Source organism: Vibrio aestuarianus (assembly GCF_028858425.1).
Classification (GTDB): domain Bacteria; phylum Pseudomonadota; class Gammaproteobacteria; order Enterobacterales; family Vibrionaceae; genus Vibrio; species Vibrio aestuarianus.
The window spans coordinates 391,841-405,424 of record NZ_JAKNYQ010000002.1 but is presented as its reverse complement, the minus strand read 5'-3'; the positions used below and the strand labels follow the sequence as shown (position 1 = coordinate 405,424).

The following is a 13,584-nucleotide window of genomic DNA, read 5'->3' as shown; positions in this document are numbered from 1 at the left end:
GTTGATGAAAACTCCTTGTATTGCAGCGTGTAAAAATGAAGGTGGAATATGCTCTGGTTGCCACCGCACAATGCAAGAAATTGTACAGTGGCGTAACTTTTCTGTGCAACAACGCGATGAGATCATGACAAAACTGAAACGTGACCAAGGAACCCACCGCTGCCCAAGTTGTAAACAAAGCGCTCATTGTGACATCAGTGAAGGTAAAACTACCTGCTGGTGTTTTGAGCTAGAAGATAGAGATACCTCATCGCTTGATAATCATGCAAAATGCTTATGTCGACACTGCCTTACATCACTGCCAATTGTGTGATTTTTGGATTAGTTTAACTAATGATTCCTATAGATTTTTATCTTGCTTGAGATCACACTTTTCGATTGATAAACAGCCAAACCCCTACTAATATCTCGCACCGAAAGAGCTACTCTTTCTCATATTATCATTAGTTTCAGTATCCATTTAACTCTCATTCCGTTGTTGCATTTTTGTGCAGGAGATTCATCATGTCCGCATCGTTTCCATTAGTGAAGCTGACGTTTTTAATTGCGATTTTGACCGCTGTTGGTCAAATGACACAAACTATGTATGTACCATCCATTGGTCATATGGCGGGTGAGTTTTTGGTTACGCCAGCATCATTGCAAGCCGTTATGGCGTGTTACTTAATTCCGTATGGTTTATCGCAATTTGTCTACGGCCCATTGTCAGACCGACTTGGCCGAAAACCTATCATTATTGCTGGTTTGTTGATTTACATCGTAGGTTCAATATTGGCTTTGTTTGCCAATCAATATGAATGGTTTTTAGCGGGTAGTTTTGTGCAAGGGCTAGGTATTGGTTGCGGTGGCGCAATGTCTCGTACCCTAACGCGCGACTGCTTTTCTGGGGCAGAACTGCATAAAGCAAATAGTTTGATCAGCATGTGTGTGATCTTTTCACCACTTATTGCTCCTGTATTGGGCGGCTATTTAACTGAAAGCTTTGGTTGGCGTTCTAGTTATCTTTTTCTGTCACTGTTTGCCATTGCGGTAATCATTACCATGATGACCAGTATGGTGGAAACCTTACCGAAAAACCTGAGAAAACATGAGCGCGTCTCTAGCAGCTATCGTTATGTACTAAGTGACAGACGTTTTCAAGGTTACTTAATTTGCCTTGTGGCAACCTTTTCTGGCGTTGCGGTGTTTGAAGCAGCGGCAGGTGTGCTATTGGGCGGTGTATTACAATTACCAGCGACAACCGTAAGTTTGTTGTTTGTACTACCAATTCCTGGCTATTTAATTGGTGCCGGATTGTCGAGTGTTATTGCACAGCGCGTTAATGAAAAAAGTGCGCTGTACGTTGGACTAGTTGCGATAGCCATCGGCTCGCTCGTGGTGTTTATTCCAGGCTTGTTTGAGAAAACAACGGCACTCACTTTAATTGGTGGGGCTACGGTCTATTTCCTAGGGGCGGGTATTTTATTCCCTGCTGCGACAACAGGAGCATTAACTCCACTGCCTTATCACGCAGGAACAGGCGGCGCAGTCTTAGGCGGCATGCAAAACCTAGGCGCAGGTTTAGCAACACTGTTGGCATCAGCCATTCCAGCTCATAGCCAAATGCCATTAGGTGGTTTAATGCTATTGATGTCGGTGTTTGCGACTCTAGGACTGATTCGAGTCTACAGCAAACAAGACCCATCCAATGAAATGCCATTGGCAATTTAAAGTGGTCAGGGAGGCGTATAGCCTCCCTCTTCTATTCCTACTTGATACTTAAGGCTTGATTAGAAAACTGGATACCATCCCAACCATATTCAATGAAGTTTCGAATGTTTTGGTGATCATCATTCTCTGGGTTTTGCAGAACATCTTTACGGTAATAGTCACCAAAACAAGCCAATGTTTGCGCCTTATCTAACTGCTGTAATTGTGCAAAAGCAAAAATTTTGCATGAGCCATTGTTTTGATTCTCCGCATTGAGAATTTCACCATTTTTAAACTCCGTTGGTGTAAAGTGATAATTCTCATCAATGGTTTCAATCACTTGGCTAAAGACTATGCTGTCAGGCTGCCGTGTTAACAAGGTGAGCAGTTCGTTCAATTCCATGTCGACTCTCTTTTTGACTAGTAAAAGCGTCAGTCTAAGTAAAAACAAGTGCAATGAAAAGAATCACTCTATCGCAGTCCAGCCTTTAGGTATCGATAACCCCCAACGCGCCATTTCGTCCGCGTGATAAATTGCTTTTCCTTGTAGCCCTATTTGTATTGGTATTTGGCTTGCATCTTCATTGTGATCCAAAATGCGGACCACTATATCAGCGGCCATCTGCCCTTGATCACTTCCTGCAAGTACAACGCCACCAGCGGCTTTGCCTTTACCAATCGAAAAGTCCCAAAAACCGAATAGCGGTACTTGGGTATTTTGGTTGGTCCATGTCATGATTTTTTCAGCATCAACATGATTCCCAGCGTCATCCATTAGTGTTTGAAATAAACCGACAACAATCGCACCAAAGCCTCTTTTATTCGCTGTATTAATCTGTTCATACCATTCTCTATCAGTAGTGATCGAGGAAATCTCCGTTGTGATGCCTAAATTATTCTCAACCATACTGACTTGAGTTTTCATATATTCCAAAGCGATTTTCGCGGTATTACCAGAGTCAAACAGCACGAGTACTTTTCGCTTATCCTCTTCCAGCATACGGCCTATTTCGCCCATGGTTTTCACAAACAGAGGTCGTTCTAATATCCCCGTGACTTTGGCTTGTCCTTGGTATTGCATAATGAGTTTTCTCGGGTTGTCATTGATCCCCAGAAATACAATTGAAATCGGCTCGTTATACAGTTTCGGCAACATATAAACTAAAGCGTTATCATCACCCAGCACCACTACATCAGGTTTAGCCTGTTGATAGGCCGCGAATGCTTTTTCAGCCATTACCGAATATTGACTAGCAGGAATTCGCTTGGTGTTCATCTCAAAGTTTTCGAGTTCATAGCGAGGTGTTAACGTATGCTTAAGGGCCTTCAGATAACTTTGATCCCATTCGTTGTGTTGGTGATAACTTTCAATGACTAAAATTTTTTCTGCCAAAACCGAAGGGCTGATCAGCAACCATAGCAACATCCAACGCATGAGTTATCTCCAATAATTTGATTTATTTTGTTAAGTGTAGCCAATACCCCCTCATTCATACTTTAGATTCAGCATCTATACTGAAATACATCACGCCAAAACATGAGTAGAGAAATGAATAGAAGTCGTCAATTTGAAGAGAGTGATAGCAGCCCGATCTCTAGCCATATTGGCCGGCGAATCATTATTTTTCTAGTTATTCTCAGTGGGCTAGTAACGTTAATGACCACCCTAGCACAAACCTATTTCGACTATAATCGTGAGTTTAATGACGTCGCTCAGCGCCATCACGAAATAGAATTTGTTCATGCCGATCTACTGGCCACTGCTTTGTGGAGTTATGATCTCGTGACCCTTCAACAACGTCTGGATGGTCTGGTTAATTTACCCAAAATTGATTATTTGCTCATCTCTTCTGGGAATTATCACTTCAGTGCTGGTAATAAAGTAACTGAACGTGTCTTAAAAAACAGCTATCCCATGCTCTACCTAAACCCTGATACTGGCATTAAAGAGCAAGTAGGCACTATCTACATTGAGTCCAATGCTCAAGAAATCTATACCTATCTTATTCGGCAGTTTTTAGTTGTACTTGTCGTGAACGCGATGAAGACTGTTTTTGTATGTTATGTGATTCTAATGATTTTCCACGAAAGCGTGAATCGGAGGTTATTTGCCATTGCTAACTACTTACGTAAATACAACCCTCGACACCCACCTAAACCTCTTCAGCTAGTACATAAAAAGTGGATCATGGGACACCACGATGAATTGGTATGGTTAGCCGATGAGACCAATAAAATCACAACCAACCTGACAACGCTTTACAACAATATCAAGTTTGAACAAGAGCGACTTGCAGATTTCACCGAAGTTTCATCAGATTGGTTATGGGAGACAAACGCATCCAATCAGCTCATTTATGCTTCAGAACCAATGCGCCATGCATTAAACATTGCGGCAAATGAGAAGCCATTCCTCTCTGAACTAACGCAATTTAAAGATTTGGAGCACCTTTTATATCTTCTTGAAAAAAAAGAAGACTTTTCCAAGTGTAAAGAAAATATCGTTATTTCCGGTGTCACGCAATATCTCATGTTTCAGGCGATTGCACGCTATCGTAATGAGCAATTCATCGGTTTTAGAGGTACAGCAATTAACATCACTGAATTAAAACTAGCGCAAACCGAACTTGAAGAGCTCAACCAAAACTTAGAGCGGCAAGTTGCGCGACGAACGCTTGATCTTCAACAGCGAACTTCAGACCTAAAACAGAGCATGCAACAGCTACAGGAAACACAAAGTCAGTTGATTGAATCAGAAAAACTGGCCGCATTAGGTGGGCTAGTGGCCGGGGTCGCTCATGAAGTCAATACACCACTAGGTATTGCCGTAACCGCAACATCGGTGATTAACGACATCAAAAACGAACTGAATAAAGCCTTTGCCGACCAAACACTGACCAGCAGTCAGTTTTCATCGTTGATGCTGCGCATGAATGACACGACTCAAATGTTGGAAAGCAACCTAAACCGGGCAGCAAAACTGGTACGAGACTTCAAACAAACAGCGGTTGATCAAGTCTCTGAGAACCGAAGCCAGTTCTCTATTCATCAAGTTCTGCATGCTTTAATCGCAAGTCTTCATCCAGAAACACGCAAGGTGCCTGTTGTGCCTAAGATAGAAGGCGATGAAACAATCACTATGAATAGTTTACCGGGTGTATTGACTCAAATTGTTTCCAATTTAGTGATGAATAGCATTAACCATGCTTTTGCACAGCAGCCAAATCCGGAAATAACAATTCGTTTCTATCAGCAACAAGATAATATTATTTTAGAGTATCAAGATAACGGCTGCGGTGTTGAACCTGCTTTGCACCACAAAATTTTTGAGCCCTTTTATACTACTAAGCGAGGCAAAGGGGGCTCGGGGCTAGGTTTAAATCTCGTTTTTAATTTGATGAAGCAAAAGCTGAGTGGCCAGTTGCTATTTGAATCCGATGTCGATGAAGGCGTACATTACACTTTCACCCTACCTAAGACACTAGAACGGAATATAAAGCCTTAAACATGCATCACCGCCATTAGCGGTGATGCAACATTGATAAACAAAGTTTAACTCGAAACAAATGACTAATCGGGTAGTTGATTACGAATGGCGATAAAGTCATCCCAATGCTCTATCATTAGATCAACTAAGTCTGGATCAAAATGTTTCCCTTTTTGGGCAACAATTTCTTGCATAATTGCATCATCTGTCCACGGTTCTTTGTAACTTCGCTTAGAACCCAATGCATCAAATACATCGGCTAATGCAGTAATACGACCGCTGATCGGTATCTGATTACCGATCAATTGGTGGGGATAACCCGTTCCATCCCACTTTTCATGGTGAGTAGCCACAATTTCTTTTGCAACGGCAATCAGGCGACGCTTGGAGCGACTTAAAATTTCCACTCCATATTCAACGTGCTTTTGCATAATCTCCCATTCTTGCGCGTCCAACTTGCCTGGTTTATGCAAAATACTGTCTGGAATGGCAACCTTACCGATATCGTGTAGCGGTGAGGCACTCTTGAGCATATCTACCTCTTGTTCCGGTAAACCATACAATACTGCTAGTTTTTCACTGATCAGAGAAACTCGCTGTACATGTGCACCGGTTTCTCTACTCCGCGCTTCAACCGCATTGGCTAAGTTATACACTAGCTCTTTTGAGGTTTCCCGCAGGTCCACTAACAAGTTTAATTTTTCAAAGGTCAGTCCGATGTTGTGCATGTAGATCTCCAGTAGCTGTTTATCAAGCTCACACAAATCATCTTCAATATTAATGTACAGTAAGTTATCTACGCCACGATCGTCCGTCGTAAATAAAACGGAAGCATCACCAAAATCTTGTGATTGCTGGGAATCCAATACATATCGACAACGAGTCGCAACTAGGTCGGGTAAACGCCCGAGGTTGCACTCAGAATAAAAATCAATATAGTCGCCAGTAGCCGCTAATGTCAGCGCTCGGCACTCCTCCCCCTCCGGCCTAGGCTGAACAATGCAGTAAAAAGCTGACGAATGAAGTTTAAGAAGTGAGGTCAGTTGCCCCAGCACTGACTCAGCATAAGTTTTCAATGTGGTGGTATTTTGCACATTGGCAGAAGCTTGAATGACGCGGCTCAAGCCTTCTTTTTGTTCTTTAATCAAACATAAGTCACGATAAGCGCGAAGCATGGAATACAGCAGCGTTCTAAGCTTCTGCGTCGTGAGTTCGGTCTTCTCTTTATAATCATCAATTTCGTACTCTTGGATAACAGTATCTTCAGGTGCTTGACCCGCCTGTCCTGTACGAAGCACTAAGCGAATCATCTTGTTATTACACTCTTCACGAATGTATTTTACTAATTCCAGACCAGCATGTTCCGTTTCCATGACAACATCGATTAATGCTAAAGCTATATCGTCGTTTTCTCTCAGTTTCTCTTGAGCCTCAGTGCCTGACATTGCGGATATGAGATCAAGAGGTCGGCCTTGAAATGTAAAACCGTTTAGTGCCAAACGGGTAATTTGGTGCATTTGCTCATCATCATCCACAAGCAGCACATACCATGACCTAATTTCAACTTTCGGCTCATATGAAATCTTATGCTCACTTCCATTTTCTTGCTGATAATCTGCAAAAAGATCCATTGCCTAATTCCCTTGAATGACGATTTGTCTACTCTTTAGGTTTAGCACATAACGGTTTTTTTAGTGAATGAATTCTGATTAATGTGATGAAAAACAAAGCCCCTATTGAATTCAGCATAGATTGATTCAAATAAGGGCTTGTAGGCAGAACGTGACTAGCATTCTTTAGGAGGAACAATGAAGATTCGTTGCTATCGTCACTGCTTTGGGAATAATGTCGCAGTGCTCGTAACAATAAAAGAGTAAACCTTATGTTTTATCTTTCCTCTTTTATCGCTGAACTCCTCTTGGCGTTTCGTTGAAGTGTCTTTTATATTCTCGACTAAATTGTGATGCACTGGTGTAACCGACCATACGTGCGGCATCATTGACCCTTTTGCCTTCCACATGAATAAGCTCTTTGGCTTTATTGAGTCGTACTTTCTTCAAATATTGTAAGGGAGACTCTAAAGTGACGGTTCTAAAAGCTTGATGGAATGCAGAAACGCTCATATTGGCCTCTTCAGCCAATCGCTGCACGGTAATTGATTGATCATACTCTTGATGGACTTTGCTCAGTGCTTTCGCTACACGTGCGTAATGACCTTCTTGATGAGCGAGATCAAACAACACATGCCCTTCACTGCTGGTTAGGGCACGAAATATGATCTCTTCAAGTATCGCCTCTCCCAATACTTTCGCTTCCAGATCATTCACCAATGCGGACATTAAGCGAATAGTGCTCGCCAGCATTTCTTTGTTCATTTCTACCGATTTAAGACCACATTTCGATGTTTTATCACTGCTGTTTCGATCAAAACCCGACTCTTCAAGCTTACTTACCTGTTTGAGTAACATCGAATGGTCAATATTGATGGTTAAACCCAGTAACGGTTCGTTTTCTGTGGCAAAAGCTTCACATTCTAGTGGCAATGGAACGCCTACAACCAAATAGTCATTCGGCCCATAGTGGACGGGGTTACCTCCAATATGGATCTGTTTATGCCCTTGGCCTAGAAGAATAATGCCGGACTGATAAACAAACGGCTGCCGTTGGTTACCCTGGCTGCTGCGATAAAACCATACGTCAGCGATGACCGTCTGATGAATTCCCTCCAGTTGATCTAAAGACTGTTTTTCTACGTATCGTTGCATCAGTTGCGCAAGTTCGCTCATGGCACCTCCTAAAGAGACAATATGGCTAAAGGATACCAACCAAATAGAATTAGGCAATTTATTTCGAGGAATTGGCCTATATTCAATGTCAATCAAGTACTAATATGCACATTGTAAAACACTGCCTTGGAGGTTTTCCTCCATTTTTAGAAGCAAAAAGGTGAGAATAATGAAATTTACTTATGTTAACCCTACTCAAATTTATTTCGGCCAAGAACAAATTGCAGCGATCAGCAGTGCAATCCCTACAGACAAAAAAACCTTGGTTATTTATGGCGGTGGCTCAATCAAAAACAATGGTGTTTATGATCAAGTCGTCAGTGCACTAGCGAATCATAACTGGGTTGAGTTTGCCGGTGTAGAGCCGAACCCAACCAAGGAAACACTCGACAAAGCCGTTGCGGTAGTGAAACAGCAAGGCATTGATTTTATTCTTGCCGTTGGTGGTGGTTCCGTGATTGATGGCTCAAAATACGTTGCAGCGGCCGCCAAATACGATGGTGATGGTTGGGATATTATGCTCGGCAAACACCAAGTAGTTGAAGCAACACCTATTGGTGCAATCTTGACTTTGCCTGCGACAGGCTCTGAATCGAACATGGGCGCAGTAATCACCAAAGCTGAGACACAAGACAAACTGGCATTCATGGCACCAGCGGTTCAACCGAAGTTTGCCGTACTTGACCCAGATGTCATGAAGTCATTACCAGAACGCCAGTTGATCAATGGCTTAGTAGACGCTTGGGTACACGTTTGTGAGCAGTACCTTACTCTACCAACCAATGCGATGGTTCAAGACGGCTATGCTGAAACGCTCCTTAAAAACCTGTTGGTACTTGGCCAGCAATACGCAGAAAGAGACAATGATCAGTGGCGAGCGAACCTAATGTGGACAGCAAACCAAGCTCTGAATGGGTTGATTGGTAGCGGTGTTCCTCAAGATTGGGCGACGCATATGATTGGTCATGAATTTACTGCTTTGTGGCATGTAGACCACGCGCGTTCTTTGGCTATTGTACAACCCTCTTTGTTGCGTAATCAGCTTGAAAACAAACGGGCTAAGTTAGAGCAAATGGGCAAAAATGTATTTGCTCTACCAGCAGGCGAAGACCTAGCACTACGTACAATTGACGCTATCGAAGCCTTTTACCATAGCTTAAATGTTGCCACTCAATTTGCTGACCACAACAGCAGCCAACAAGAAGCGGTCAACGCAGTCATTGCGCAACTAGAAGCTCATGGTATGGTCGTATTAGGTGAGCAGCAATCAATTACCATTGAAAGATCTCGTGAAATATTAGAGCAGGCTATCATCTAATTCGATCCGTTTGGCTCATAAATAAGATTTCATAAAAAATATTCTGTTACAATCCGAGCAGCGCTGATAGGCGCTGCTTTTTTGTTTGTAGAAAACCTATGGAAAACCTATGTGGTCAAGCATCATCGTTATTTGTACTATTCATTTATTTTCGATCAGTCGAGGCCCTAAGTGGTTGTTTTATATTAGCAAACCGCTACCAATACTACTAATGGCCGCGTCACTGTATCTTGCTGGTATCAGTGACGCATCCTTTCATGCTATGAATAATTCATTCGGTTTATGGGTGCTTGTAGGACTACTGCTTTCAGCGATGGGTGACGCTTTTCTGATGCACCCAAAAGATAAATTTGTTGCTGGATTAAGCTGTTTTTTGTTTGCGCACATTGCCTATAGCATCGGCTTTTTTCAAACGATAGAGTCCATCACTTGGTGGATACCCGCAGGACTCCTAGCGGTTGGTGTATTGGTATTTTTACTGCTACTACCCAGTTTAGGTGCGATGATCATTCCAGTCGCTCTCTACATTGTTGTAATTGTGGCTATGACTGCATCAGCGGCCGAGTTTTGGGTGGCTTATCGCTCATCGGCGGGGCTATTGGCTTTGGTTGGAGCATTAATGTTTATGATGTCTGACTTAGTACTTGCCATTGATAGGTTTCGCTCTGCTTCTCATTTCTCTCGACATGTAGTCATGGTAACGTATTACACCGCACAAGGGTTAATTACGCTATCCGTACTCGCTAGTTTAACCGCCTAGTATTTATTTAACGGCTTCAAATTCAAGTGAGGTTTCAACATGAATAACGCACTTCTTGTTATCGATTTTATTAACGATATTGTTCACCCCGATGGAAAAATTTCATCTTCGGCAGCTCATACGCAGCAGCAAAACGCAATTTATAACGCCAATTTGGCTCTATCTCATGCCAGAGAACACGACTGGCTAACGATATTGATCAAAGTAGGTTTTGATGAAAACTATCATTTACAACCTAAAAATTCCCCTATGTTTGGAACGGCCAATCGATACAAAGCATTGCAATTAGGAAGTTGGGGCACTGAGTTTCATAGCTCACTCGATGTTCAACCGTGTGATTTTGTGATTGAAAAACCTCGCGTCAGCGGTTTTTATGCCACACCACTCGACACATTATTACGAGCCAACAAGGTTGAACATCTTTATCTGTGTGGCGTAAGCACAACTTGGGCCATAGAATCGACAGTTCGAGATGCGCATGATAGAGATTATCTCGTTACTGTTATTGAGAATGCTTGCTCGGCAAAAAATGAACAAACGCATCAAAAGTCGATTGAAGCTTTATCCCACATTGCTCAGATCATCACTGTAGATCAAATCAGCCATTGAACCATTCACTCTACATTGAAAAGTGCCCTAAGCGCTTGCACTGACAACGCCACTGCCTTTTCTAACTTTACTCGTTGCATTTGGTAAACTTTCTCTGGGGCACTATTTTTTTCTATCTCAAGGCACGCATCAAACAAAGCATCTAAACCCAAGCTACCGGCAGAGCCCTTAAGTTTGTGTACGATCAACTTAATTTGCTCGCCATTGTCCGCGTGATGCTGTAACTCTAGCAACGCCTCACTGGCGCTGCTGGCGAACAACTCCACGATCTGTTGCATCTTCTCATGGCCAAGAACATCAATGTCGGCCAGCACAATACGGTTATCAATCACAGTGCATTTAGCTTCAACATGGTTTGATGGATTTGAATCTTGAGTGAGTGGTAACGGTTTGCCTTCAAGACTACGTTGGATTATCTGCTCAAGATCTTCTTTTACAATCGGCTTAGGAAGATAGCCATCAAAACCTGCTGTCAAATATTGCTCGACCTCTTCGTTAAAAACATGAGCAGATACTGCGATCATCGGGGTTGATTTGTGCTCTGCTCGATTGACTTCTAAACATTTCAATTGCGCCAAAAGCTCAACCCCATTGCAATCGGGTAAATTGATATCAAGTAATGCGATATCAAACTGTTGCTGTGCAAACAATACTTGCGCTTCAGCGCCATCTTTGGCGGTTAGCACCTCGTGCCCCATATGTACCAAGAAACCTTCAGCAACCATGCTGTTTACCGGATTATCTTCTACTAATAACACTTTAGCGTGCACAGATAAGGTTGACTGAGTTGGCTGAACAGTTATCGCTTCTCCATGTTTTAGTGGTACAGAAAACCAAAATCGGCTGCCTTTACCCGATTCGGATTCCATATGTAGCTCGCCGCCCATCGCTTCTACGATCCGTTTGCTGATCGCTAGGCCCAACCCTGTTCCCCCTTTATGGCCAACCCCCCCCGTAGCTTGAGTAAACGCTTCGAACAGGTTTTCTTGTTCATCTTCACGAATCCCTATCCCTGAATCAGCCACTTCGAATATCACCTTTTCAGAGTTATCAGCATCAATACTAACGTAGATATCGACATAACCTTGGTCGGTGAATTTGATGGCATTACCGACTAAATTGGTCAAAACCTGACTTAAACGAGTCACGTCACCAAACCAGAAAGACGTAACCTCGCTTTCAATCTGCTTGGTAAATTCAAGTGTTTTTTGTTGCGCGCGCCCTTCCATCAGTTGATAAATATCTTCGACCATACGGTGCAAATTAAAATTAGTAGGGCGAATTTCCAAGTGCCCTGCCTCAATTTTTGAGTAGTCTAATACATCGTTCAAAATAGCCAGTAATGTGCTACCACTACGGTTGATAACATCTACATAATGACTTTGCTGGTTAGTCAATGGAGTATCTTGGAGTAAACGAGCTGTCCCTAATACGCCGTTCATCGGCGTGCGAATTTCATGACTCATCGTCGCAAGAAAAGCCGATTTCGCACGGTTGGCCTGTTCTGCTTGGTTACGGGCCTTGGTGTGATTCAACACCTCTGCATTTAGCTTAACATTCGCTTGTTGTAATTGTTGGGTGCGCTCAGTCACCACCTCTTCCAAGTGTTCTTTGTGCTCTTGTAACTCTCGTTTGGCTTTCACTTCTGCTTGTGCAACTTCTTTTAGCGCATTGGCTGTGTTTCTTGCGGTGATAATAGCCTTACCCATTTGCGCAAGCTCATCACTCCCTTTCACAGTCAACTCAACTTGTAACTGACCTTGAGCAATAGAAAGCAACGCTGAAGAGTATTGCGCTAAGCGCTTAACCACCGAAAGATAAACGACTTTCCACATGATCAAGACCGCCACTAAAAAACCGATCAACGTCAAAATAGTTAAGCTTAATTGAGCCAAATTTAAGGTACTCGACAGTGCCTCAACAGCATTGGTGGTCGTTTGGTTGGAGTCATCCACTAAGCGGTTAACGGTAGTATTTAATTCAGATAACTGCCGCAAAGTGTTTTGCATCAGAGTTAAAGCCGCTTGCTCATTCTGGTAACGCTGCTGTAAAACATCAAAGACTACAGTGCGCTTTTGTAGATCGTTAACCAGTGCGAGCATTTGTTTTGAGCGGGTTGGATCTTCCACTACTTGAACACGTCTTTGCATAATAGAAAGGTTGTGTAAGAACTCGCTCTGGATTTGCTCAATACGTTCCACGTTAGTGGCGGTACGTATTTCTTCGATATGATTCAACATCTTAAAGGCAAGTAGATGCAACTCGTGCAACCGTTCAGAAAGATCTAAATCAACCTCAACCAATGCATCAAGCGCTTGATAAACTTGTTGTGTTTTATTTGCCTGCAATAAGTCATAAATATGCGTGATATTGGCTACCGCAATGGTACTCGTGTTCAACACTTGTGTGCGCGTTAGTTCTTCGAGTTGCTGCGTTAACTGACGCATCTCTTCAACTCGAATATCTAAGTCATCCGCAATATACAATTTGCGCTCAACGGTGATGCCGAGTTGTGCCAGCGCATCAATAACATTTTGTACATGGTTTTCTAAACGCGTCAGGAGTTCTGAATCAAAAGAATCCGCTCCTAATTGTTTGATATGACCGAGTAAAGAGTCTAACTGGTCGAATAACTCCTTACCTGATTGCTTGCGTTCTTGTTCCGTTTTTGCATTGGTCAATGTCTGTACAGATGCGATAATTCGACTGCTTAGTTCTGAAACTTGACGAGCTTCTAACATTGATGGAATGGCGCTATTTACTACATCACGCTCTGTCTTTGCGACCAAAGAAAAACCAAATACGCCAATCAACGCTGACATCAAAACCAGTAATGCCATCGCTGAAAAGGACAACATTAATTTTCTACCAATACTGGCCTTAGCTAATCGCATGACACTCAACCTTAAACATAACTTCTTAAGCAAGACGGAAT

Annotated in this window: 11 protein-coding genes; 6 read left to right on the top strand and 5 right to left on the bottom strand. The window is 42.6% G+C overall.

Going from position 1 to position 13,584, the window contains the following annotated elements; all coding sequences use genetic code 11:
- The first annotated feature begins 4 nt into the window (after nt 1-4).
- Nucleotides 5-313: a cysteine-rich CWC family protein gene (locus MCT08_RS15425; protein WP_053310573.1), complete on the top strand. Its 309-nt coding sequence runs from the start codon at nt 5-7 to the stop codon at nt 311-313.
- A 191-nt stretch (nt 314-504) separates the two neighbouring features.
- Nucleotides 505-1,710, top strand: coding sequence for a multidrug efflux MFS transporter EmrD (emrD, locus tag MCT08_RS15420; protein WP_053310572.1), 1,206 nt, complete (start codon nt 505-507; stop codon nt 1,708-1,710).
- A 37-nt stretch (nt 1,711-1,747) separates the two neighbouring features.
- Here the strand turns inward: emrD and MCT08_RS15415 are convergent, their stop codons facing one another.
- Complete coding sequence (locus MCT08_RS15415) at nt 1,748-2,092, bottom strand: HopJ type III effector protein (RefSeq protein ID WP_172532433.1); 345 nt, start codon at nt 2,090-2,092, stop codon at nt 1,748-1,750.
- Nucleotides 2,093-2,155: 63 nt separating this feature from the next.
- Entirely contained in the window at nt 2,156-3,124 is a 969-nt protein-coding gene (locus MCT08_RS15410; RefSeq protein ID WP_274678804.1) for an ABC transporter substrate-binding protein, read from the bottom strand.
- A 114-nt stretch (nt 3,125-3,238) separates the two neighbouring features.
- On the opposite strand from MCT08_RS15410, the gene MCT08_RS15405 reads away from it, so the two are divergent.
- The gene (locus tag MCT08_RS15405; protein WP_274678803.1) at nt 3,239-5,194 is read left to right on the top strand and encodes a PAS domain-containing sensor histidine kinase; all 1,956 of its coding nucleotides are present in this window, start codon (nt 3,239-3,241) and stop codon (nt 5,192-5,194) included.
- Between the two features lie 65 nt (nt 5,195-5,259).
- Here MCT08_RS15405 and MCT08_RS15400 read toward each other — a convergent pair whose 3' ends face one another.
- On the bottom strand, nt 5,260-6,807 hold the full coding sequence (locus MCT08_RS15400) for a DUF3369 domain-containing protein (protein ID WP_274678802.1): 1,548 nt from the start codon (nt 6,805-6,807) through the stop codon (nt 5,260-5,262).
- Nucleotides 6,808-7,077: 270 nt separating this feature from the next.
- Nucleotides 7,078-7,962, bottom strand: coding sequence for an AraC family transcriptional regulator (locus MCT08_RS15395; protein ID WP_274678801.1), 885 nt, complete (start codon nt 7,960-7,962; stop codon nt 7,078-7,080).
- Between the two features lie 169 nt (nt 7,963-8,131).
- Between MCT08_RS15395 and MCT08_RS15390 the strand changes: the two genes are divergently transcribed.
- The 3 genes from MCT08_RS15390 (at nt 8,132) to MCT08_RS15380 (ending at nt 10,649) form a co-directional block, all read left to right on the top strand.
- Complete coding sequence (locus tag MCT08_RS15390; RefSeq protein WP_171980461.1) at nt 8,132-9,280, top strand: iron-containing alcohol dehydrogenase; 1,149 nt, start codon at nt 8,132-8,134, stop codon at nt 9,278-9,280.
- A gap of 109 nt (nt 9,281-9,389) precedes the next feature.
- Nucleotides 9,390-10,040, top strand: a complete 651-nt coding sequence (locus tag MCT08_RS15385; RefSeq protein WP_274678800.1) for a lysoplasmalogenase — start codon at nt 9,390-9,392, stop codon at nt 10,038-10,040.
- A 39-nt stretch (nt 10,041-10,079) separates the two neighbouring features.
- On the top strand, nt 10,080-10,649 hold the full coding sequence (locus MCT08_RS15380) for a cysteine hydrolase family protein (protein ID WP_274678799.1): 570 nt from the start codon (nt 10,080-10,082) through the stop codon (nt 10,647-10,649).
- 5 nt (nt 10,650-10,654) lie between these two features.
- Here MCT08_RS15380 and torS read toward each other — a convergent pair whose 3' ends face one another.
- A complete protein-coding gene (torS, locus tag MCT08_RS15375) occupies nt 10,655-13,543 on the bottom strand; it encodes a TMAO reductase system sensor histidine kinase/response regulator TorS (RefSeq protein WP_274678798.1) in 2,889 nt (962 codons plus the stop codon).
- Between the last annotated feature and the right edge of the window lie 41 nt (nt 13,544-13,584).